Here is a 22,267-nt window from a genome sequence, read left to right as displayed (position 1 = left end):
TAAGGCACCAGGTGAGGGGGGCAGTCAGAGTGATCTGCTGAATAAAGCTATTCTAAAAACTGCAATCCTTCATTATCATTTTCGAAGAACCGTAGTGGAACAATACTGGGGCCAAGCTCAGGCAAGTCAAATAACCCATATATGCCTGTCGACATATCCCACCCCATGGTACCACCGGAATAATCGCCTGCTTTTAAAAGGTAGCTTTCGGTACAGGGGCTGCCGATATGGGGAGCTAATTCGGAGCATTTCTCAGGGCTGACTTTCTTCAGAAGCGTATAGGCTTCTTCAAGGATTGTGCCATACTCGTCAGTTGTTTTGGTGGAAATGCCGTGGGATGACCGCTCATGCTGGTAACTATCTGGTATGCACTGTTTTATTGGCTTAACCATTGAAATCAGCTCGCATTTTTTATTACAGCACCAACTTGGACGTATTGGCTTATAGTCGCGGATCTGCTTGCCAAAGAATTTTCCCGGATGCTCAAAAAAAACATCTATATCCTTGATCTTGAATGCTCTCGCAAATTCAGCGATGTAGTTACCTGTAACCCGGGTAAAAAATAAACATTGAGGGTGAGCCAGCTTACCTTCAACAGACCATCCTGCCGGAGTGGGATTTTTTTCTTCAACAGCACCGTTGATGGATATTATTCGCCACTTGTCGTCAACAATATTGTACCAGATCAAGCCACTGCCCAGCATGAATCCGCGCCAGCCGACCGGAGAGCAGGGAGGTGTATCCGTGCTGACTGATTGAATCCATTCCGCCGGGAAAGTGCCGTCAAACCCCTTGCTATAAGCGAAGCTTCGTCGTGGGCCATTGTTCAGTTCACCATCCACGTAAGAGAAAATACCTTCCAGGTCTTTTTTCTTAACCAGTGCCTGAATGATTTTTCCAAAATGGTAGGCCTCTTCCGGGTCATAATAGTTATCCGAGAATTTTGCATACTCTCTGTCTTTGCTGGTGCATATTTCAGCAATTCCCGGTTGGGGAATAATGCATAAGAAAAGCAGGACTACAGTCGCGCATTTAAATCTGAACCGTTTCATTAAAGATGAGTTCTGCACCAACCTTTACCTTTAGATACCAACCCCTTACAGACCAGGGATGTTAACATGCGTGTGCAGTATAGCCCCCTCTCACTGGGTGAGAAATGCTGTGTATCGATATAGCCGGTGCTGTCTTGTTTTGATATCAGCATATTCAGGAGTTTTTGCTCTGCGAGTGTGAGATCAACAGTTTCTGATGCCGACTTATGGGTTCCGGAGTGCTTAAAGCTTTCTGCCGCTGCATGTTGCCGGGGTTCATTGTGAATCAGGTAATGAAGCCTTAAAAGATGCAGCTCATTGTAGCTCACCTGTTCCTGCAGGTCCTCAAACAGAGGGCGTAAGCGATTCACCCCGAGCCTGTGAATTGATTCCATGACGCTTGCTTGCAAATCCGGTGAAAGCGCAGAATGTTCAAGCAGGGTATTAGTCACCGGCAAGCTGGCGACTTCTGTCTGGTATTTATAAAGGTGGCTGAGAAGAGTACTCAGCTTAATATTGAACTCATTCTGTAAGGTTGCGAGGCATTGAATTCTGGAAAACATCTTTCCGATTTCTACGTGTCGTCCGGCTGGCTCTCCTTCTCTGCTGCCGGAAGTGACGGAAGCAGACTGGTGATGCCTCTTAGGGTTTTCAGGAATCTGTTGCTCCCGGCAGAACTCAGTGATTTCATGCAGGAATGCATCACCGTAATGATCAAGTTTTACACTGCCGACACCACTGATTTGCAACAGGCTTTCTCTGGAATGCGGGAAGTAGACTGCCATTTCAATCAGCGTTTTATCCGAAAAAATAATGTAAGGTGGCACATTTTCCTGATCTGCTAATGTCTTCCGACAGGTACGGAGAATCTCAAACAGATTGTGGTTGTAATCCAGATCTGCCTGCTTGTTGGCGGATTCTTTACCCGAAAATTCTGGCCTCTCAGTCAGGCGAATCTCAATCTGGCGATCCCCCCTGAGTATTGAGCGAGCACTGTCGGCTAATTTTAAACTGCCAAACTCTGGGTCCTGAATAACCAGGTTCTCCTGAATTAATTTTCGGGACAGCTGCAACCATTGTGGCTTCGTCAGTTCTGCGCCTATACCATAGGTGGAAATCTGGTCATGTTGTCGCTCAATGATCTTTTTTGACTTCGACCCTCGCAGTACATCAATCAAATAGGAGGCGCCAAACAGCTGTCCGGTGCGATAGATACAAGAGAGCAGCTTCTGGGCAGGTACAGTGACATTGGTTAATGGGGAGGGTTCAGAAAGACAGTTGTCACACAGCGCACAATTTTCCCGACTATAACTCTCACCAAAGTAATGCAGAAGGGGTCCGCGTCGACACTCTTCAGACTCTGCAAACCCCACAAGTGCATTCAGGTGTTGATTGGCGATCCGTTGTTCCGATTCGGATTTCTGGTTAATGAAAAACTTTACTTTCTGGATATCTCCATAACCAAACAGGAAATGACAGTAGGCGGGCAGTCCGTCCCGTCCGGCCCGACCAATCTGCTGATAATAGCTTTCAATGTTTTGTGGCATATCAAAGTGCACCACAAATCGCACATTGGATTTATTAATACCCATACCAAAGGCGACAGTGGCAACAATAATCTGCACATCGTCACGGATAAAGGCGGACTGATTATACGTTCTCTCCCCGGTAGATAGCCCGGCATGGTAGGGTGCTACGGAACAGCCATTATCAGCCAGAACCTTCGTTAACTTATCCACCTGTTTTCGGGAGTTGCAGTAAATAATACCGGACTGACCCTGGTATTTTTCAATCAGTGCCAGGGTCTGTGCCAATGGTTTTTTCTTTTCGGTCACCTCTAAAAAGAGATTGGTTCGATTGAAGCTGGCGATGAATTCATTGGAGTCCGTCATCTGCAGAATGGTTTTAATATCCTGCTGAACTCTTGGTGTTGCCGTGGCGGTTAGCGCTATACAAACTGTCTGGGGCAGACTTCGACGCACTGCAGCTAGCTGCCGGTATTCCGGGCGGAAGTCGTGACCCCATTCAGAAATACAGTGAGCCTCATCAATGGTCAGGCAATCCACCTGCACGGCATTAAGGAGATGTTGTGTCCGGTTCAGCATCAGGGTTTCCGGAGCCATATACAGCAGTTTTATACCGCCACTGTGAACCTTGCCCAGGGTATTGTGGTACTCAGCACTACTGATTGTGCTGTTTAATAGAGCGGCAGGAATACCAAGAGCCAGAAGTTGATTGACCTGGTCTTCCATCAGTGAGATCAGGGGAGAGATAACCAGCGTCAGCCCCGGAAAAATCAGCGCCGGAACCTGATAACAGATGGACTTTCCGCCACCGGTAGGCATGATGGCAAGGGTGTCGTTACGGTTGAGAATGTTCTGGATAATGGCTTGTTGATGAGATCGAAACTCACTGTAGCCAAATACCGAGTTAAGAATCTGTAAAGCTTTTTCTGACATGTTCAAATCAATCTCTGGTTTCGCTACCCGACAGGAAAAGTAAATATAGCTTCTCTTTCTGTCTGTGTTTACCCGCAGCCCGAAAGGTAGAGCAGGTTGTTGAATAAAGTGTATCCCCCTATTGGTAAGGGATAAACTGCGGCAGGGCGTTGCCGTTGCCGCCTTTAATTAACCGGGTTTTGCGAAACAGAGGCGATTTCGATTACTGCAGAGGCGGTGCTACCGGCCACAGCTCATCAAACTCTGGCTCGGTTTTTGTGACCATTGCCTGAAGGGCAATAGCCATTTCCGCAGGCTGGAACATGCCGCTTTGCCAGGTGGCCATATACTTTAGTCCATCAGCAACCGAATGATCCCTGGCAAAGTTCATCATTTCTTTACTGCCGGAAACGGCTAGCGGTGAGTGACTGGCAATTTGTCGTGCAATCTCCATAACCTGCTGCATCATACTGGTTTTGTCTGCGTAAACAGCGTTTACCAGACCGCTGCGTAACGCTTCTGCTGCCGGGAGGTTTCGTCCTGTGTAAGCCATTTCTCTTGCCAGCCCTTCGGGTATAACTTTGGGCAGGCGTTGCAGAACCCCGAGATCGGCCGTCATCCCCAGCTTTGTTTCCTTAACCGAGAAATAAGCGTCTTCTGTTGCGTAGCGGCAGTCTGCCGCACTGATCAGGTTAATACCTGCACCAATGCAGCCGCCATGCACTGCGGTCAGGACGGGCATTCTGATGGCTTCCAGAACGGAAAAACAATCCTGCAGCTGCATGACCATCCGTCTCAGGTTTTCTTTACGTCGACCTTCGTCGCCGGACACCAGTTTTGCGGGTGGGTTCATGAATACTTCCAGATCCATGCCGGCACAGAACGTGGAGCCTGTGCCTGAGATGACAACCACGCGGGCGCTGGCTGCTGAATCGATGGTACGCAGCGCGTCGGGGAATTCACGCCAGAAATCAGGGTTCATGGCATTGCGTTTGTCAGGACGGTTCAGCTCTATGGATGCGATACCGGCTTCAATCGTGACGAGTAAGCTTTTGTAGGCCATTTCATTATTCGCTTCTTCTTATTTCCGCCGTCAACAATAAGAAGCTGCGGATACGGTGTCAATAATGAAACAGCCCGCTGGTAGTCTTCGCAGCTAAAGTCGTTTTGTGGATGGGGTAGGTCACGGCTTCTTTCAGTGTCCCTAACGACAGGTTTCGTATATCCAGAGCGCTTTTCTGTTCCTGATAGTCGATTCCGGACTGGCTTTCTGTGTTATGAATGGCTTCAACAATTTCTGCTAAACGATCCATGGTGGCAAACCAGCTCATGATCTTCGGGTAGGGTTTCTCATTTGTTGCATGTGCGTATTTTTTGAGGCAGACACTCAACAGCCTGGGTGCTGTCTATCGGGAAGGTTCAGGCCGTCAGCTGGAGGGGGTGATATTGTGATAGCCCGGAGTGTATTCGTTTTTAGGTCTTCCATATTCGTGACGGCAGAACGTGCAGTGAATTCTGGGGTAGATTCGGCCTGCGCGAGACAGTACGCCAAGCACTTCTTTCAGTGTGGTGTTCGCAGAGCCTGACGGCTCTGTAGTGGCAATATCAAGAAAGCGAAAAGGGTGATGGATACTGAGGCTGGCTGAGTGACAACGGTTAGTAATAAGGTGATTCCTTACTTGTTGATCTGTCGTATAGGGCAGCCCACTTACTAAGTGTCCAAGATCGTAATTAATCACGCTCTCACCGGGCATGACAGCCTCAAGGGGTGGGTATTTCCACTTCATATAAGGTTCAAGCCTTGTGCTGGTAGCCGTTCCGTGTGGTGCATAAAAATATAAGGTAGTCCAGGGAGGGATTTTGAAGCGGTGTACCCTTGCTATGGATCGGGCGACGGCCATAAAGCTGCGGCTGTGCCATACTCCGCCATGAGCTGCAATCAGCAGGCTTTGCGAGTTGCCACCAAAAAGTTCCGAACTGTATAACTTCAGCTTCCCTTCCAGTACCGCTATGTTCATGATGACCCATTCCGATCCGGCAGCTTGTAGCGCTGAGATAGATACAAAAAAGCCCTGAAAAATCAGGGCTTCATTATATATGGTACCGGTGGGCGGACTCGAACCGCCACGCTCGTGAAAGCGGGGGATTTTGAATCCCCTATGTCTACCAATTTCATCACACCGGCAGAACGTTGTGGGAAGCCTTTAGCCGCTGAAAAGCCTTTGGCTGTCTCGTTCAGATGCTGCGTAGTATACTGAAAGCTCCTTGATTATCAAGGGGTTGTTTCAAAGTTCCTGGCTGGTTTGTCAGTGAATCGTGTTTAACATGCCTGACAGACCGGTGACTTTGCAGTATCCTTTCCGACCTTCCCTGTAATTTGTAGACAAACCACACGTTCATGCGCGTCAGTGATTTTGATTTTGATCTGCCTGATGAGCAGATCGCCCGCTTTCCTGCTAAGGAAAGAACCGGAAGCCGCCTGTTATGCCTTGACGGTAACTCGGGTGAGATTGCTCATCGTCAGTTTGCAGACATAGAAAGCTTTTTGAACCCCGGCGATCTGCTGGTTATGAATAATACCCGGGTCATTCCTGCCCGGCTGTTTGGTCGCAAGGAAACCGGTGGCAAGCTGGAAGTATTGATTGAGCGGGTACTGGAAGAGAAAAAGGTACTGGCTCATGTGCGCTCCAGTAAATCCCCTAAACCTGGCAGTCGTATCTGGCTGGCTGATGACAATATAACGGCCGGGGTGTCGGGACGTCAGGGTACGATGTTCCTGATCGACTTTGACGAGCCGGTCCTGCCCCAGTTGCAAACGTTCGGACACATGCCGCTGCCACCTTATATTGATCGTGAAGATGGTAGTGCTGACCGGTTGCGTTATCAGACCGTTTTTGCTGAAAAAGACGGTGCCGTAGCAGCACCAACGGCGGGTCTGCACTTTGATGAAGCCCTGTTGGAGCGTCTGGAACAAAAAGGTGTTAATAAGGCATTTGTTACCCTGCACGTTGGTTCGGGTACTTTCCAGCCAGTACGGGTGGATAATATTGCCGACCATGAGATGCATTCAGAGTATATCGAAGTCTCTGAAGCGGTCTGCCAGGCCGTTCGTGAAACCCGCGCCCGTGGTAATAAAGTCGTGGCAGTGGGAACAACGTCGGTTCGCAGTCTGGAATCAGCTTCTGCATCCGGCGAAATACAGCCGTTTACCGGCGATACCGACATCTTTATTTTTCCGGGCTACCCGTTCCGCTCAGTGGATGCCATGATCACCAACTTCCATCTGCCGCAGTCCACGCTGCTGATGCTGGTCAGTGCTTTCTCCGGACAGGAAGCCATTCTTAACGCTTACAACGAAGCGGTAAAAGAAGGGTATCGTTTCTTCAGTTATGGTGATGCCATGTGGTTGACCAGGAAAACTGGCTAACCGGAAAGAACGATTAACCTGCATGGCCAGCTCTTGAAGTTCACAGGGTTTGTACCCATTAATCCCTCTATTGTCTGAATACAGCCGCTGCCGGAAGTGCTGCGGCTGAAACGAGAAAATCATGAAAAGAGAAGAATGTTTCATGCAGTTCGAGCGTCTTGCCACTGATGGCAAGGCTCGACGCGGTCGCCTGACGTTCCCGCGCGGAACCGTTGAAACGCCATGCTTTATGCCAGTGGGTACCTACGGCACCGTAAAAGGCATGATGCCGGATGACATTAAAAAGACCGGTGCCGAGATTATTCTGGGCAATACGTTTCACCTGATGTTGCGCCCTGGTACAGAGGTTATAAAAGAACACGGAGACCTGCATGACTTTAACCAGTGGGACGGTCCGATTCTGACCGATTCCGGTGGTTTTCAGGTATTCAGCCTGGGCAAGATGCGCAAGATTACCGAAGAAGGTGTGTCATTCCGTTCTCCGGTGGATGGTGCCAAAGTGTTCCTGAGTCCTGAAATTTCCATGCAGGTGCAGAAAGACCTGGGTTCGGACATCGTTATGATTTTTGACGAATGCACCGACGGTGAAGCGACCGAGAAGGAAGCGGAAGAGTCCATGGAACTGTCCCTGCGCTGGGCGGCTCGCTCCAGGGCGGCCCATGGCGATAGCCCTTCGGCACTGTTCGGTATTATCCAGGGCGGTATGTTTGAGCATCTGCGTGATCGTTCCATGAACGCGCTGGTGGATATCGGCTTTGATGGCTACGCTATTGGCGGCTTGTCCGTGGGTGAGAGCAAAGAAGACATGATGCGCATCCTGTCTCACACGGCTCACCAGATTCCGGACGACTATCCCCGTTACCTGATGGGCGTGGGCAAGCCGGAAGATATTGTAGAAGCGGTGCGCCGTGGTGTCGATATGTTTGACTGCGTAATGCCTACCCGCAATGCCCGTAATGGTCACCTGTTTACCGATACTGGCGTTATCAAGATTCGCAACGCTGTCCACAAGCGTGATACTTCTCCGCTGGAAGAAAACTGTGACTGCTACACTTGCCAGAATTTCAGTCGGGCTTACTTGCATCATCTTGATAAATGCGGAGAAATTTTGGGGTCAATGCTGAACACCATCCATAACCTCCGTTATTACCAGCGTGTTATGGCTGGATTGCGGGAGGCGATTGAACAAGGTAAATTGGACGCCTTTGTGAGCGACTTTTACCGGAAGCGCGGCCAGCCCGTTCCACCGCTGGATTGATGTCGTTCATTGGTCGCTGTTTTTTACCAAAGTGCTGTTGATCCTGTTGCGGCTTTGCCCCTGTAAAGGAGATAGCACGATTTATAACTTCCAAAAGCAAGGAGTAATTAATGATTCCATTTATCAGCCCGGCGTATGCCGATGGTGCGGTAGCAGCAGGCCCGGGTATGGCGGGTCAGCTGATTATGCTGGGCGGCTTTGTACTGATTTTCTGGCTGCTGATCTGGCGTCCACAGTCCAAACGCGCCAAAGAGCATAAGAATCTGATTGCCGGACTGAACAAAGGTGATGAGGTCGTTACCTCCGGCGGTATTCTGGGTAAAGTCACCAACACCACGGATGAGTTTGTCACTCTGCAGGTGGCCGACAATATGGAACTGAACTTTCAGAAATCGTCTGTAGCGGCTACTCTGCCTAAGGGTACGATCAAGGCGATCAAATAATAGGCAGGCAGGCCTGAGGTCTGTGTGCTTATATACTGTGCCGGGAATGATGAATTCCCGGTTTTTTTGGAGAAATGGATAACGTCAGTAAACGCTGACAATTCATACTTAAAATATCAGGAACCGGTGAGCCATGCTCAATCGTTATCCCCTGTGGAAATACCTGCTCATAGCATTCGTTGTGGCACTGGGGTTTGTTTACTCCCTGCCCAACCTCTATCCCGATGATCCGGCGATTCAGATTTCCGGAGCCAGCTCTTCAACCGTGCTGGAATCCGCTGTACTGGAACGGGCTGAAAAGACTCTCAAAGAGGCGGGTATTGCCGTTAAAGCCGCCGAAGGTGACGAAAAAACTCAACTGATCCGTCTACAACAGGCAGACCAGCAACAGCTGGCCAGAAGTCTGATCAAGGATGCGTTGGGTGATGATTATGTCGTTGCCCTGAACCTTGCCCCCACCACGCCGGACTGGCTGACAGCCATTGGTGCCTACCCGATGAAACTGGGTCTGGACCTGTCTGGTGGTGTCCACTTTCTGCTGGAAGTCGATACCGGCCGGGCTGTGAAGCAGCGACTGGATATTGCTAATAGCGAAATTCGTGCCCAGCTGCGTCAGGAACGCCTGCGCTATCGCACTATGCCTGAACGTGCCGACGGAGCCCGTCAACTGGCTTTTCTGGATGCCGATGCCCGTGATGCCGCCGAGCGGGTGATTACCCGTGAAAACCCTGACCTGCTGGTTGAAACCGGGGAGCAGGGGGATCTTTATGTGGTCTCCTTTGGTTTCAGTGAACAGCGTATTCGTGAGCTCGAAGACGACGCGGTACGCCAGAACCTGACTTCCATTCGTAACCGTGTTAACGAGCTGGGTGTCTCTGAACCACTGGTTCAGCGACAAGGCCGTAATAATATTGTGGTGCAGCTTCCTGGTGTGCAGGATACGGCTGAAGCCAAGCGTATTCTGGGTAAGACCGCCAACCTGGAGTTCCGTCTGGAAGCTCTGCCCAATGCGTCCCGCACCAGTACTGAGTCCTTCCCGTTCCGTGACGAGCGTCGTCCGAATGCCCTGTTGGAACGAGACATCATTATTACCGGTGACCGTGTTTCCAGCGCCCAGTCTAACTTTGACTCTGAAAGTGGTCAGCCGCAGGTTAACATCAGCCTCGACAGTACCGGGGGTAAGCGTATGAACGACGCTACCCGCGGTAACATTGGTCGCGCCATGGCGGTGTTGTTTATTGAGCAGAAACCGGTGACTCGTGTAGAAACCCGTGTGGTGGACGGCGAAACCGTGCGTGTTGAAGTACCAGGCTTCCGTGAAGAAAAGCACATCATCAGTCTGGCCACCATTCAGTCTGCTCTGGGTAATCAGTTCCGTATTACCGGCCTGAACTCTGTGGGTGAAGCGTCTGAGCTGGCGCTGTTGTTACGCGCAGGTTCTCTGGCGGCACCGATGCACTTCGTTGAAGAGCGTACGGTGGGTCCGAGCCTGGGTGCAGAAAACATCAAGATGGGTATTGATTCTACCCTGATGGGACTGGCTCTGATCGTGATGTTCATGATCGTGGTCTATCGCGTGTTTGGTCTGTTGGCGAATATTGCCCTGACCATCAACCTGATGCTGATGCTGGCCATGATGAGTCTGTTTGGCGCTACCCTGACTATGCCGGGTATTGCCGGTATCGTGCTGACGCTGGGTATGGCGGTAGACGCCAACGTGCTGGTGTTCTCCCGTATCCGTGAAGAAATCAAGTTGGGCCGACCCATACAGCGAGCGATTCACGATGGTTATGACCGTGCCTTTATCTCCATTTTCGACGGTAACATCACCACGCTGCTGGTGGGTGTGATCCTGTTTGCGGTGGGTACTGGCCCGATTAAAGGTTTTGCCGTGACTCTGTCCATCGGTATCTTAACGTCCTTGTTCACTGCGATTATGGTGACCCGATCACTGGTTAACCTGGTGTACGGTGGTCGTCGTGACCTGAAGAAACTGAACATCTGAGGTGACAGCGATGACTGATAAGACAGATGAAAAAATCATAAACTTTATGCGCCTGCGCTTCATCGCCAGCTTTATTTCGATAGTGCTGGTGGTAGGCTCTCTGGTTTCCCTGACGACTAAAGGGCTTAACTGGGGGCTGGATTTCACCGGCGGTACTCTGATTGAGCTGGTCTATGACAAGCCGGTGTCAACGGAAGGGATTCGTGAACAGCTGGAGTCTTCCGGTTACACCGATGTTGTCGTACAGGAGTTTGGTTCTGCGCAGGACGTGCTGGTGCGTATGCCGGGTAGTGATCCGGGCCTGGCCAAAGAGCTGGCTGACCAGCTGAGCAGGCAGTACGAAGGGAACGTTAAGGTCAAGCGCGTTGAGTTCGTGGGGCCACAGGTGGGTGAGCAGCTGCGTGAGCAGGGTGGCCTGGGAATGCTGCTGGCATTGGGCATGGTAATGCTCTACATTGCCTTCCGCTTCCAGTTCAAGTTCTCTGTGGGCGCGGTTCTGGCACTGGCGCACGACTCCGTTATCGCGATGGGTCTGTTCTCGGTGCTGGGCTTGCAGTTCGACCTGACAGTGTTGGCCGCTATTCTGGCGCTGGTGGGTTACTCCCTGAACGACACCATTATCGTATACGACCGTGTTCGTGAAAACTTCCGCAAGCGCCGTAAAGGCTCGCCGGTTGAGATTATTAATATTTCTCTCACTCAGACTCTGGGACGTACATTAGCAACCTCTGGTACCACCTTGATGGTGTTGATGGCTCTGTTCCTGTTTGGTGGTGAAATGATCAATGGTTTCGCCTCCATGATGATTGCCGGTGTTGTGGTGGGTACTTATTCATCCATCTACATTGCGTCTAATCTTCTGCTGTATATGAATATCAGTCGTGAAGATCTGGTTGTGCCGGTGAAGGAAGACGAGGTTGACGATCGTCCGTAATTGATACTGACTGATTGTTGGAAGCCGGGTTTTTACCCGGCTTTTTTTGGTGCGCCGAGTATGCTGCACAGCGTCGGCAGGAGTCCCTTTCGCTTACGGCAGGGAGGATGTTAATGAGCGAGTCAATAGCCTGCTTCTCACGGTAATATTATGGGCATATTTTGGCAGGCTACGCTGGTAACGCCCTCACCCCTCTGCCTTCTTTCCGGAAAAACTGACAGAGTGACTGTCATGGTAAATTTGTTTTGAGATAGCTCAGTTTACTGTAAAAAAACATGATAGGATGGTCAGGTTTTAAAATTCAATTGCAGCTGTGAGACTGATGTCTGAATAATATCTGACCATTATCTTTCTCTCTGCGGTAGTGTGCCTGCTATAAACGGGAAAGATGGCTTTTTGCTGCGTTGCCTCCCTTGATCGTCAGGGGCACAATAATGCAAGGTACTGCGTATTATGTGGACAAGGAGGTAATTCCCACAAAATTCGGAGATTATATGGACGAGTCCACATTTGTGGCAAAAATATAGACTCGTATGGAGTTTTGGCAGGATTACGGACGAGTACACCTACTAAGCGTTAGCTGCTTCATCATCATCGGGACATCTTAAATGGAAAAAGTATTGGTAAGTTCATGCCTTCTTGGAAATAAAGTTCGATACAATGGACTGGACTTATCATGTGAGAATGAGCTGATCAAAAAATGGTTACACGAAGGGAGAGTTGTTGCTTTTTGCCCAGAAGTTTCAGCAGGCCTGCCTACACCAAGAGCACCTGCAGAAATACAAAATGGTAATGGTGAAGACGTATTACAACTTAATGCTAGAGTTGTTGAAAATACTGGTGAAGATGTTTCTGAGCAATTCATAGCTGGTGCAGAGCTTGCCCTTAAACTTTGTATAAAACATAAAATCCAAGTTGCAATTTTAACTGAATCAAGCCCTTCTTGCGGTAGCACTATGATTTATAATGGTGATTTTTCCGATACCAAAAAAGCTGGCCAAGGTGTTACCGCAGCTCTGCTTTCAAAGCATGGAATTAGAGTCTTTAGTCAAAACAACATCAATGAAGCTGCAACTTTATTAACTTCACACGAACGCACACGCAGCTAACAAATGGTTGCAGTTCGTTCGCTTCGCTCACCCGACGTGCCTTTTGCACGCGGCTGAAGCAGGCGTTAGGCTTCTATCCTGCCCAGATAGTAGCTATTAATTAAATGGGCATAAGGAGTAAAAATGAAGAAAAATAGAATATCTTTAGCTATCATTGCGAGTTCAATTATCTTTAGTTGTTCAGCAAGTGCGTCGCAATATCTTGGCTTAACTTCTGAGTAACTTCCAGTGTTCTCACCGCTTTGCACTCTGTCAGCTATTGGCGACAGACTCTGCCGGAACCAGCATGAAACCCATGTCTTCCGCCTTTTTCTTCAGGTTCTTCATCACCCTGTCCTTGTGCTCGCGCTCGTAGTAATCCTGGCCTTTGTCAACATAAGCGCTGCCATGCTTGAGCATGCTATAAACCAGCCGGGCCAGTTTGTGAGCGGTTGCCGTAATAGCCTTGGGTGAACCCATCTTGCTTCGCATTCTTCGGCAATAGGCTCCCAATGCGCTTTTGGAGTTCATCAGGGTAAAGGCCGCCATTCTGAAAGCGGTGGCAGCCGCATTGGGAATGCGTTTGGTTTTACGGTTCAGAACCTTCCCGCCGGATATATTGGTTCCGGGACAGAGACCCAGCCAGGACGCAAAATGTTTGGCCGATGGCCAGCGACACATATCCAGCCCTATTTCGGAGAGGATTTTCAATGCCGTGTTTTCATCAATGCCATCAATTTTCGTCAGGTCAACACCCGACACCCGGTTAAGCTGAGACCGAACATCAAAGCTGGGGGCGCTACGTGACTTACGTTTTTTTGCAGGTTGATCTGGACCTGGATCATCTGACGACGCAGGCTCTACCTTGCTGTCGAACTTCTCCAACTGCTTTTCCAGGGCGGCATCACAAGCCAGGATTTTTTCACCATAAGTGTCGTAAAGCTCAGCAGCTTGCTGCAAGGCAAACAGGTGTTCTGCACGATAATGGCCCTTCAGGGATTTGGCGATCTCTTCTTCTGACTTTTGGCAACGCTTGTCACGATGCCTGGCCAGTTCTTTTGGATCACGCTGACCTGTCAGGATGGAGCGAATGATGGTCATACCGGTTTTGCCGGTAATGTCGGTCACCACATTATCCAGCAGCAGGTTCATCTGCCTCAGTGCCTTTTGCATGTGCTGGATGTGGGAGGCACGACAACGAACCAGGTTCTCACGCTGGCGCATGTAAGCCCGCAATGAGCATACCTGCTCGTCAGGCCGGAAAGCCCCTTCCAGCAAACCATAGGTATGAAGCTGTAACAGCCACTGGCAGTCCAAAACATCGGACTTACGACCAGAGACGTTCTTGACATGCCGGGCATTCACTAGCTTTACGTCTAACCCATGGGACTCGAGTATTTCAAAAGCGGGAATCCAATAGACGCCGGTGGATTCCATGACCACCGTCGTAATGCCGAGTTTGACCAGCCAATTGGCCATCGCCTCAAGGTCGCTGGTAAGGGGAGCGGCAATCAATAATTTACCGGTTCCGGAACAATTGTCACATCCCATTTCTTTAACTCAGGGTGGCGAATGATGTGAGGCTGTATTTCAGCTAATTCCTGTTTACTCAGTCTCACACCTTTTTGATACGGTTGATCAAGTAGCTTCACTATCGGGTTCATGCATTTCCATACCATTGTTTTTGTCCACTCCAAAACAGACGTTACTGTGTTCAGAAGGTTTCCATTCCAATGGTTTTCGAGATAAGACCAGCCTCGTTCAATCGGATTGTATTTGCTGTGGTAGGGAGGGTAGTAAACCAGCCGTATCTTCAGCCCCGCTTTTTTGGCAAACTCAACCATTCTGAAAAGAAACTGGGTTCGGTGGCTGTTACTTTCAGGTCCGTTGTCTGCGTAGATAACCAGCTCATCGACATACCTGTTAGCTTCCTTCACCTGCTCCCACCATTGCTCAATAGCATCGCAGATAAAATCACTGGTTTTGTAAGAGTTGCCGTAAAAGACATACAGCTGATCATCTTCCAGATTGAGTACCCCGAAGGGGATCATTTTTTCTTTGGTTGCCATATCATGATCCAGCGCTTTGACCGCTTCTGCCCCTCTGGCCTTACCACCTCTGGAAAAATTTCCAAGGTTAACCGTTGCTTTGCAATCAATGCTGATCTGAAGACTCTGCTTTCTCTGGCTTGCGGTGCTTTTTACTTGTTTGACGTTTTCAAAGATGGCATCGGTTTCCGGGATTTTTTTTCCGGCGTGGTCTTCTGTACCTTGTGAAGTTTATAGCCCATACGGTTCAACATGTTGCAGAAAGTACGCTCTTTGGGAAGTTGCTCTTCCTGCCACCCTTTTTCATCAATCAGTTTTTTCCGAACAGCACTGGCTGTTATGCGAGCATAGGAGAACGTATTTCTGAGCTGCGGGTCAGCCTGACTTTCAGGGTCAACCAGACTTCGGATGTCTTGTTCCAGTTGACGGTTTGCTACTTCTGCTTTTGGCTTGCCCTGTGATGCGTAATTTCCATAACAAACAAGTCCTGTTCGTTTTTCATGCATCCCGAGTTCAACGGTATGACGGCCAAAATTGAACTCGGTTTCAGTAAGGCGTGGACTACCAAAACAGAGCTGTTCAGCGACTTCAGCTATGAAGGCTCTGTGTTCAGAGCCTTTGAGCTTTTTAGCAGCAAGTATAATGAGGTGTTTGCATTCAGGGGTGACATTAACGCTGGACATGACGTTCACAATCAATCACAGAGGGAGTAAGCAGGAAAGATACTCCGGTAAAGTTTGTTATGCCACTCCCCTTACCACAGTAACTTAAAAACATGGATTGGCGGTGTATTTCATGGTGTTGCTACCCGCTATCTCCCGCATTACCTAGCCTGGAGGCGCGATCTGACTGCATCAGTAAAGTTAAATACTGACCAATTCGTCAAAAGAGTTGCGGAACATTGGTGCTTCCAACTGCTAACAGGAACTTAGCCCAAAGTCATTTTGTAAAAAAAGACCCTCCACTGTTAAAGCATGGAGCAGGTCTTGCACTTGATTTGGAAAATTCTCTTAGAAGGTCAAAAATAGAAACCTCTAGATATGAATGTAAACAAGGGATTGTAGATTTATCTCCTAATAGAAAACTTGATAAAAAGATATTACCAAAAATTATTGAAACACTTTGTGGTATTGCCAATGTTGGACCTGATGCTGATGGGTTCTTATTTATTGGTGTTGCTGATAAAGCAGAAGATGCAGAAAGAATTGAAAACCTTGACGATGACAAACCTGTAGAAGTTAAAGGGCGTTTTGTTGTTGGTATTGAGCGAGAGTTAAAACACTTAAAGTGTGATCTTGAATCCTATGTAGCAAAAATTCTTTCTGCAATTAAAGACTCTGATCTTTCTGACACATTAAAAAACAATCTCCTAAGTCAGGTTGATACTGTAGAATATAGAGGAAAAACAGTAATACGGATCAGAGTTCCGAAGCAGAAGGAAGTTTCATTTTTAGGGGCTCTTCGCCGTTTCATATGGATTTCAGTAAATCCGCTACAGGGCTGGCAATCATATAGATCATCATCAGAAAAGTTCCTGTATTTCGATAGCCCCTTGCTCTGCTTCGGGCTGCCTGAAACAAGCTGTTCAGCCCTTCCATGCGAGCATTGGTATAGGTTGATGACCATCGTTGTATTATCTTATCAGCATGACCCTCTACCGTTGATAGCGCCTTACGTACCGGCTTCAGAATCTCGCACTCGCCCAGTTCGGATTTCGCATATTTGATGAAATGCGTTAACCTCCAGCGAGCCGCCTGTGCTGTTTTAGCCTTCCGGATCCAGCGAAGCTTTTCCTTGATTCGCCATGCTATACCCGTTTTCAAGTCACTGCTTTCCAGTTCGGCAAGTGCTTCCATCTGTTTTTCAGTGAGTGGCCCATCTGCCTTCTTTAGCACTGCCCAGCGCAAGCTTTTCGGATGCTGCCCCAGCTTTCGCTCTTCGTAACTTTTCTACAAACCACTAAACATAAGCTCAAAGTCGTCTACTTTTAGAGTATGCAAAATGCTCATGTTTCAGGATCAGGCACAACACCTGCATTACTGCCTGCCCCCTTTGCTACCTCGCAGGTCATCCTCACCAAGCAGGAACACATCCAGCTAAAACAGCAGGCCAACCTCTGGCATGCCATGTGGAAGGCGGCCTGTGGCCGAGAGAAAAAAGTATTGGCTAAAAATGCCTCTCTTATCGCTCAGCATAAAGCCGAAATGGCTGGGTTGAACACCCAGGTCGCTGATCTGAAATCAGAACTGGCACACATGAAGCACTTGCTTTTCGGTCGTAAATCAGAGAAGACCAGTTCTTCTTCAAAGAAAAGTGGCAATACTACCCGGCCACCTTCAAATCGAAAACGAGGTCACCAGCCCGGAGTCCCCGGCTCTGGTCGCCATCTTCACAACAACCTGCCAGTGGTTCATGAGTCTGTAGACTTACCAGTGGACAAACAGTGTTGTACAGTCTGTCACCGGCCATTCAAGTCTTTTTTCAATGACGACAGCTGCGACGTAATTGAAGTTGAAGTTAAGGCTCACGTTCGTCGTTATCACCGAAGGCATTACCAAAAAACTTGCCAGTGCCCTGAAACGCCCAATATTACTACTCCACCACCTCCACCAAGACTCATCAACAAAGGAAAGCTTGGTATTTCTGTCTGGGTGGAGCTGTTGCTGAATAAGTACGCATACGGCATCCCCATAAACAGGCAACTTGAGTCTTATAAGACTCAGGGACTGGAACTGTCGCAGGCGACCATCTCCTTTGGCCTGGAAGCTATAACGCCCTTTTTTGAGCCGGTTGCCGAAGCTACTCGGGAATTCGTCGCCAGTAGCGATCAGTGGCATGCTGATGAAACCCGGTGGATCAGCTGGGCACATGAGACCACAGGTTCTCACAAACATTGGCTTTGGGTATTTCTCTGTGATCAGGCGGTTTATTTCAGCATTGCTGACACCCGTGCGGCTGTCGTACCAGAGTCGATCATTGGTGACGGGGCTGGAACGCTGGTGTGTGACCGATACTCAGCGTACAAAAAGCTTGCGAATGATGCGGTGTCTATTAATTTAGCTTTCTGCTGGGCTCACGTCAGGCGGGATTTTATTGACGCTCAACGAGGTGATCCGGAGTTGGAGAAATGGAGCGCCACCTGGGTGAACAGGATTGGTCGTTTATATCATCTTAGGGGAGTGGCATAACAAACTTTACCGGAGTATCTTTCCTGCTTACTCCCTCTGTGATTGATTGTGAACGTCATGTCCAGCGTTAATGTCACCCCTGAATGCAAACACCTCATTATACTTGCTGCTAAAAAGCTCAAAGGCTCTGAACACAGAGCCTTCATAGCTGAAGTCGCTGAACAGCTCTGTTTTGGTAGTCCACGCCTTACTGAAACCGAGTTCAATTTTGGCCGTCATACCGTTGAACTCGGGATGCATGAAAAACGAACAGGACTTGTTTGTTATGGAAATTACGCATCACAGGGCAAGCCAAAAGCAGAAGTAGCAAACCGTCAACTGGAACAAGACATCCGAAGTCTGGTTGACCCTGAAAGTCAGGCTGACCCGCAGCTCAGAAATACGTTCTCCTATGCTCGCATAACAGCCAGTGCTGTTCGGAAAAAACTGATTGATGAAAAAGGGTGGCAGGAAGAGCAACTTCCCAAAGAGCGTACTTTCTGCAACATGTTGAACCGTATGGGCTATAAACTTCACAAGGTACAGAAGACCACGCCGGAAAAAAAATCCCGGAAACCGATGCCATCTTTGAAAACGTCAAACAAGTAAAAAGCACCGCAAGCCAGAGAAAGCAGAGTCTTCAGATCAGCATTGATTGCAAAGCAACGGTTAACCTTGGAAATTTTTCCAGAGGTGGTAAGGCCAGAGGGGCAGAAGCGGTCAAAGCGCTGGATCATGATATGGCAACCAAAGAAAAAATGATCCCCTTCGGGGTACTCAATCTGGAAGATGATCAGCTGTATGTCTTTTACGGCAACTCTTACAAAACCAGTGATTTTATCTGCGATGCTATTGAGCAATGGTGGGAGCAGGTGAAGGAAGCTAACAGGTATGTCGATGAGCTGGTTATCTACGCAGACAACGGACCTGAAAGTAACAGCCACCGAACCCAGTTTCTTTTCAGAATGGTTGAGTTTGCCAAAAAAGCGGGGCTGAAGATACGGCTGGTTTACTACCCTCCCTACCACAGCAAATACAATCCGATTGAACGAGGCTGGTCTTATCTCGAAAACCATTGGAATGGAAGCCTTCTGAACACAGTAACGTCTGTTTTGGAGTGGACAAAAACAATGGTATGGAAATGCATGAACCCGATAGTGAAGCTACTTGATCAACCGTATCAAAAAGGTGTGAGACTGAGTAAACAGGAATTAGCTGAAATACAGCCTCACATCATTCGCCACCCTGAGTTAAAGAAATGGGATGTGACAATTGTTCCGGAACCGGTAAATTATTGATTGCCGCTCCCCTTAATAGTCAGCGACTTGAAGTGCTTGATGAACCAGAGCAGCTAGCAACACAGCAGTTACGGCTTGAACATCAGGTAGAGCAGATGGCAATCCAGAGGGTTCAGGAACTTAATCGTCCTAAACTGCGAGTCAGAGCGAAAAAAGTGCTCGAAAGTCTACAGAATCACTGGGAAGGATTGACCCGCTTTGTCACTGATCCCGGTATCCCCATGGATAACAACGCTGCAGAGCAAGCACTGCGCACAGGTGTCGTTGGCAGGAAGAATTACTACGGCTCTGGCAGCGTATGGAGTGCTGATATAGCCGCTTTTCTATTCAGCGTTTTTATGACGCTAAAGCTTTGGGATATTAATCCAAAAATCTGGCTGGGTGCCTATCTTGAGGCTTGTGCCATAAATGGCAGGAAGCCACCTAATGATCTCACTCCTTATCTGCCCTGGTTAATGAGTGAGGAGCGGCTTTGTGAAATGCGCAATCATGATCCGCCAAAGGTATAACAATTGGAGGCAACAATAGGGAAAAGCGGTGTCTTAATTGCTAATTTTGAAGCGGTTTGTAGAAAAGTTACCGCTCTTCTTTACGGACATCGTCAACAGCCCTGGTAAACAGCTGAACAACGTGGAACCAGTCAACAGTGACGTTGGCTTGCGGCAGCTCTTCTTTCACGGCGGCCAGGAACGCTTTTGACATATCGCAAACCACCTCAAGTACGTTATCTGCCTGACCTCCATGCTTCTCCAGAAATGCCCTGAACTCATTAACAGTACCCTTGCCCTTACCTGTGGTGGCAAAGATTACGGGCTTGTCATGCCTGTCCATATCAATGAAAACGGTAACGTAGTTATGACCTCGTTTTGAGGCCGTTTCGTCCAGCCCTATAGCCTTCAGAGATGACAGATCCATTTGCAGTAATGCCTGACTGACGTAATGCTTGATCACCCGCCATATACGCTTGTCATTGACTCCGATATGTTTGGCACAGGCTTTGACCGGCATCTCCCTGACCAGAGACAGCAACGCCTGTTCAAAAAGAAGGGTAAACTTACTGTTCTCTCTGGCCCAGGGAACATTTACACGAAGAGTGCCGTGTTCTTCACAGGTTGTCCGAGGTACTTTAGCGGTGATATAGCAATGATGCTGAAAAAAGTTCAGATGCTGCCAGGTAGTTCCTTAAAGTCATGTGCCGGGCAAGCCTTACCGCGTTTAGGGCAGGGAAACAGGCTGCCACGATCAGCGCTGACTCTGAGTCTGAGCTGGTTGGGCTTCTGGGATGTATCGAGGTGTTGATTAACTATTTTCCAGGGTGCCTGCAAACCAAGACCAAGCATGAAAATCTGGTTACCATCCATGAACAATTGCGAAACCTGTGTACTTTATTTGGCAGGTAATTATCAGTCAGATAACCGTACTAAATCCATAGCAAACAGCGAGGAACCCTATTTGTTGGCAAAGTCTGTGAGCAACGGAATACAAGGCTTTCACGAAATTTGCGTTAAATAATGCCAGGTACTCTCCCATGCGTTTGGAAGAGCGTACATCTTCAAGGCCAAGCAGGCTGACAGCCGGTTTGTCTGCACGCAGGGCATCCATATCAGACAGTTTTCCATTACCGGCGCAGAAGTTGTGAATCAGGCCAAGAAGAGAGTCTTTATCATCACAGCCCCGGTTTCGTTTCTTGAGGCAGATTTGGTCTTTGAGCAGATCAGGAAGCTTGAGCTGGTTGGCAAGTCGGGCAACGAACAGGCTGCCAGCCATACCTGTCAGCTTGGCATCGATGAATTCTATGTCGATTTTTTCAGGTTTTGGAATTATCATCTGGAGGCGTCCCCTGTGTAGCACCTTGCAGGTGCGTTGTTATTCGCACAGGTATTTTGCCTGAACAGCACAGAGGACACCCCCTTCAGTTCATCCTATTTTGTTTTTTTAAATCGTTAAGCGGGACTTAGGGGGGTAAATGTCTTAATATATCTATGCATATAGCATTTCCTTGAATTTCAAGGAAGGGAGTTTAATTATGCTTTGTCAGAACTCACTTCATAGATCTTTTTTGCTAGATTCAGTGTTACTTTATTCCTTGATCCAAGCGCCAACTTCTGATGCATCGACCACTTTATTTCAAACGGTATTTAAAGCTAAAGGCAATAGCTATTCATTAATGGTTAAAGGAGAAATTACAACTGATTTAAAGAGCAATCAAACAAGTTTCAAGCTATTTGATAGTTTACCATCTCAAATCGAAATTTCGGATCACCCTGCAAGATTCCCATTTATAACTGAGCATAGCTTATGTACACAAGTCGCTTTCCCCCTGTTAGATAAATCTTCAATCTTTGCATTGTTAATCGATGACTGTTTATTTTCAGGTGCTTCATTAAATCAAGTTGTATCACAAATAAGTAAAGGTTCAATTATTTGGTTAGACATGCCAACTCTGAAGTTTAGTGGTTCTAATAAAGGAATAACTCCTGTTTTTCGTGTTACGAATTTGAGCACAAATAAGAACAAGTTAACGATCAAAGCCCAACCATTAAACTGCGATCAATGTCCATACCGTCCAAAAAGTATTGGCTCAAATGATAAGTGTTGTGGTGGTTGTGAAGACAACAGTAAAGCAATGACTTCTGATGCTGTTACAGAAAATTCATCCCGGAAAGTAAGTCTAAACGAATTATTTGAGCCTGTAGATATAAAATACCAATTATCAACTAATGAGATAAAGATCGATTTCAACACAACGCATGGCGTCTTCACAACAAAGTTATCTCAATACCCCACTGGTGAGGCACCGATTTCAGACAGTTGGCAACGCTCCGTTATACCTTTGGCTCTATTACTTTCATCAGCAACTTTGATTCGCTCTAGTAACAAGGAGTAGCAACATAAAACGAATAAGGATAGATTGCGCGCAGCCGCAACCTTATCCGGTTGTTGAACAAGCCCGGCCTTGACAACTGTTCGGTGTGGTTTATGGGAAATAGCTTTTTCTTCAGCTCTCCGCACAGTCGGTGCGGATATTATGGCGGTTTTTCAGGCATGAAAGCGTCCCTGCTCCCGCTGATTGGACGAGCATCGTCGTAGATTTGTTGTCAGTTTGCTGCTGTCGTTTTCCTCCTGTTGA

The 22,267-nt window shown here is 48.2% G+C and carries 17 protein-coding genes, 1 tRNA gene and 4 pseudogenes; 11 read left to right on the top strand and 11 right to left on the bottom strand.

The genetic code is table 11. The features are described 5' to 3' along the window. Positions 1–47: 47 nt before the first annotated feature. The 6 genes from NX720_RS01255 to NX720_RS01230 form a co-directional block, all read right to left on the bottom strand. On the bottom strand, positions 48–842 hold the full coding sequence (locus NX720_RS01255; protein ID WP_262598879.1) for a hypothetical protein: 795 nt from the start codon (positions 840–842) through the stop codon (positions 48–50). Between the two features lie 209 nt (positions 843–1,051). Beyond that, positions 1,052–3,490 (bottom strand): DNA helicase RecQ, encoded by a 2,439-nt coding sequence (recQ, locus tag NX720_RS01250; RefSeq protein WP_262598878.1) that lies wholly within the window; start codon positions 3,488–3,490, stop codon positions 1,052–1,054. Between the two features lie 202 nt (positions 3,491–3,692). After that, the gene (locus NX720_RS01245; RefSeq protein ID WP_262598877.1) at positions 3,693–4,532 is read right to left on the bottom strand and encodes a crotonase/enoyl-CoA hydratase family protein; all 840 of its coding nucleotides are present in this window, start codon (positions 4,530–4,532) and stop codon (positions 3,693–3,695) included. 58 nt (positions 4,533–4,590) lie between these two features. Next, on the bottom strand, positions 4,591–4,800 hold the full coding sequence (locus NX720_RS01240) for a hypothetical protein (protein WP_262598876.1): 210 nt from the start codon (positions 4,798–4,800) through the stop codon (positions 4,591–4,593). A 96-nt stretch (positions 4,801–4,896) separates the two neighbouring features. After that, positions 4,897–5,487, bottom strand: a complete 591-nt coding sequence (locus NX720_RS01235) for a putative adhesin (protein WP_262598875.1) — start codon at positions 5,485–5,487, stop codon at positions 4,897–4,899. An 80-nt stretch (positions 5,488–5,567) separates the two neighbouring features. After that, positions 5,568–5,654, bottom strand: a tRNA-Leu gene (locus NX720_RS01230). A gap of 213 nt (positions 5,655–5,867) precedes the next feature. On the opposite strand from NX720_RS01230, the gene queA reads away from it, so the two are divergent. The 6 genes from queA to NX720_RS01200 all read left to right on the top strand — a co-directional run bounded on the left by queA (position 5,868) and on the right by NX720_RS01200 (position 12,645). Further along, positions 5,868–6,896 (top strand): tRNA preQ1(34) S-adenosylmethionine ribosyltransferase-isomerase QueA, encoded by a 1,029-nt coding sequence (gene queA, locus NX720_RS01225; RefSeq protein ID WP_262598874.1) that lies wholly within the window; start codon positions 5,868–5,870, stop codon positions 6,894–6,896. A 142-nt stretch (positions 6,897–7,038) separates the two neighbouring features. Continuing rightward, positions 7,039–8,154 carry a tRNA guanosine(34) transglycosylase Tgt gene (gene tgt, locus NX720_RS01220; RefSeq protein ID WP_262601693.1) on the top strand — a complete coding sequence of 372 codons (1,116 nt, stop codon included), beginning with the start codon at positions 7,039–7,041 and terminating at the stop codon, positions 8,152–8,154. A 110-nt stretch (positions 8,155–8,264) separates the two neighbouring features. Then, positions 8,265–8,597 (top strand): preprotein translocase subunit YajC, encoded by a 333-nt coding sequence (gene yajC / locus NX720_RS01215; RefSeq protein WP_262598873.1) that lies wholly within the window; start codon positions 8,265–8,267, stop codon positions 8,595–8,597. 133 nt (positions 8,598–8,730) lie between these two features. Next, the gene (gene secD, locus NX720_RS01210; protein WP_262598872.1) at positions 8,731–10,602 is read left to right on the top strand and encodes a protein translocase subunit SecD; all 1,872 of its coding nucleotides are present in this window, start codon (positions 8,731–8,733) and stop codon (positions 10,600–10,602) included. A 10-nt stretch (positions 10,603–10,612) separates the two neighbouring features. Then, positions 10,613–11,536 (top strand): protein translocase subunit SecF, encoded by a 924-nt coding sequence (gene secF / locus NX720_RS01205; RefSeq protein ID WP_262598871.1) that lies wholly within the window; start codon positions 10,613–10,615, stop codon positions 11,534–11,536. Between the two features lie 608 nt (positions 11,537–12,144). Continuing rightward, complete coding sequence (locus NX720_RS01200) at positions 12,145–12,645, top strand: DUF523 domain-containing protein (protein WP_262598870.1); 501 nt, start codon at positions 12,145–12,147, stop codon at positions 12,643–12,645. Between the two features lie 252 nt (positions 12,646–12,897). Here NX720_RS01200 and NX720_RS01195 read toward each other — a convergent pair whose 3' ends face one another. Beyond that, positions 12,898–14,175, bottom strand: a complete 1,278-nt coding sequence (locus NX720_RS01195) for an IS110 family RNA-guided transposase (protein ID WP_262598869.1) — start codon at positions 14,173–14,175, stop codon at positions 12,898–12,900. Beyond that, positions 14,136–15,178, bottom strand: a pseudogene (locus tag NX720_RS01190) (ISAzo13 family transposase). Before NX720_RS01190 ends, NX720_RS01195 begins: the two are co-directional and overlap by 40 nt. A gap of 398 nt (positions 15,179–15,576) precedes the next feature. On the opposite strand from NX720_RS01190, the pseudogene NX720_RS01180 reads away from it, so the two are divergent. Beyond that, a pseudogene (locus tag NX720_RS01180) lies at positions 15,577–16,107 on the top strand (AlbA family DNA-binding domain-containing protein); the annotation flags it as partial. A 34-nt stretch (positions 16,108–16,141) separates the two neighbouring features. Here the strand turns inward: NX720_RS01180 and NX720_RS01175 are convergent. Continuing rightward, a complete protein-coding gene (locus NX720_RS01175) occupies positions 16,142–16,567 on the bottom strand; it encodes a transposase (RefSeq protein WP_262598868.1) in 426 nt (141 codons plus the stop codon). Between the two features lie 99 nt (positions 16,568–16,666). On the opposite strand from NX720_RS01175, the gene tnpC reads away from it, so the two are divergent. The 3 genes and pseudogenes from tnpC to NX720_RS01155 all read left to right on the top strand — a co-directional run bounded on the left by tnpC (position 16,667) and on the right by NX720_RS01155 (position 19,646). Beyond that, on the top strand, positions 16,667–17,860 hold the full coding sequence (tnpC, locus tag NX720_RS01170; protein WP_262598867.1) for an IS66 family transposase: 1,194 nt from the start codon (positions 16,667–16,669) through the stop codon (positions 17,858–17,860). A gap of 57 nt (positions 17,861–17,917) precedes the next feature. After that, positions 17,918–19,137, top strand: a pseudogene (locus NX720_RS26895) (ISAzo13 family transposase). Beyond that, complete coding sequence (locus NX720_RS01155) at positions 19,098–19,646, top strand: IS66 family transposase (protein WP_262598866.1); 549 nt, start codon at positions 19,098–19,100, stop codon at positions 19,644–19,646. Before NX720_RS26895 ends, NX720_RS01155 begins: the two are co-directional and overlap by 40 nt. Before the next feature lie 73 nt (positions 19,647–19,719). Here the strand turns inward: NX720_RS01155 and NX720_RS01150 are convergent. Further along, a pseudogene (locus NX720_RS01150) lies at positions 19,720–20,498 on the bottom strand (ISL3 family transposase); the annotation flags it as partial. Positions 20,499–20,544: 46 nt separating this feature from the next. Then, a complete protein-coding gene (locus tag NX720_RS01145; RefSeq protein ID WP_262598865.1) occupies positions 20,545–20,964 on the bottom strand; it encodes a hypothetical protein in 420 nt (139 codons plus the stop codon). Positions 20,965–21,223: 259 nt separating this feature from the next. On the opposite strand from NX720_RS01145, the gene NX720_RS01140 reads away from it, so the two are divergent. Continuing rightward, positions 21,224–22,024, top strand: a complete 801-nt coding sequence (locus NX720_RS01140) for a hypothetical protein (RefSeq protein WP_262598864.1) — start codon at positions 21,224–21,226, stop codon at positions 22,022–22,024. The last annotated feature ends 243 nt before the right edge of the window (positions 22,025–22,267 follow it).

The sequence above is a fragment of the Endozoicomonas euniceicola genome, assembly GCF_025562755.1.
GTDB classification, from domain to species: domain Bacteria; phylum Pseudomonadota; class Gammaproteobacteria; order Pseudomonadales; family Endozoicomonadaceae; genus Endozoicomonas_A; species Endozoicomonas_A euniceicola.
Note: the sequence above shows the minus strand (reverse complement) of the source record. Positions and strands in the feature narration are given on the sequence as shown.

Coding starts and splice junctions, on each gene's coding strand:
- yajC (WP_262598873.1), top strand. CDS start 8,265: ATGATTCCATTTATCAGCCCGGCGTATGCCGATGGTGCGGTAGCAGCA.
- secF (WP_262598871.1), top strand. CDS start 10,613: ATGACTGATAAGACAGATGAAAAAATCATAAACTTTATGCGCCTGCGC.
- NX720_RS01235 (WP_262598875.1), bottom strand. CDS start 5,487: ATGAACATAGCGGTACTGGAAGGGAAGCTGAAGTTATACAGTTCGGAA.
- NX720_RS01195 (WP_262598869.1), bottom strand. CDS start 14,175: ATGGGATGTGACAATTGTTCCGGAACCGGTAAATTATTGATTGCCGCT.
- tnpC (WP_262598867.1), top strand. CDS start 16,667: ATGCAAAATGCTCATGTTTCAGGATCAGGCACAACACCTGCATTACTG.
- NX720_RS01200 (WP_262598870.1), top strand. CDS start 12,145: ATGGAAAAAGTATTGGTAAGTTCATGCCTTCTTGGAAATAAAGTTCGA.
- NX720_RS01245 (WP_262598877.1), bottom strand. CDS start 4,532: ATGGCCTACAAAAGCTTACTCGTCACGATTGAAGCCGGTATCGCATCC.
- NX720_RS01240 (WP_262598876.1), bottom strand. CDS start 4,800: ATGAGCTGGTTTGCCACCATGGATCGTTTAGCAGAAATTGTTGAAGCC.
- NX720_RS01145 (WP_262598865.1), bottom strand. CDS start 20,964: ATGATAATTCCAAAACCTGAAAAAATCGACATAGAATTCATCGATGCC.
- tgt (WP_262601693.1), top strand. CDS start 7,039: ATGCAGTTCGAGCGTCTTGCCACTGATGGCAAGGCTCGACGCGGTCGC.
- secD (WP_262598872.1), top strand. CDS start 8,731: ATGCTCAATCGTTATCCCCTGTGGAAATACCTGCTCATAGCATTCGTT.
- recQ (WP_262598878.1), bottom strand. CDS start 3,490: ATGTCAGAAAAAGCTTTACAGATTCTTAACTCGGTATTTGGCTACAGT.
- NX720_RS01155 (WP_262598866.1), top strand. CDS start 19,098: ATGGGATGTGACAATTGTTCCGGAACCGGTAAATTATTGATTGCCGCT.
- queA (WP_262598874.1), top strand. CDS start 5,868: ATGCGCGTCAGTGATTTTGATTTTGATCTGCCTGATGAGCAGATCGCC.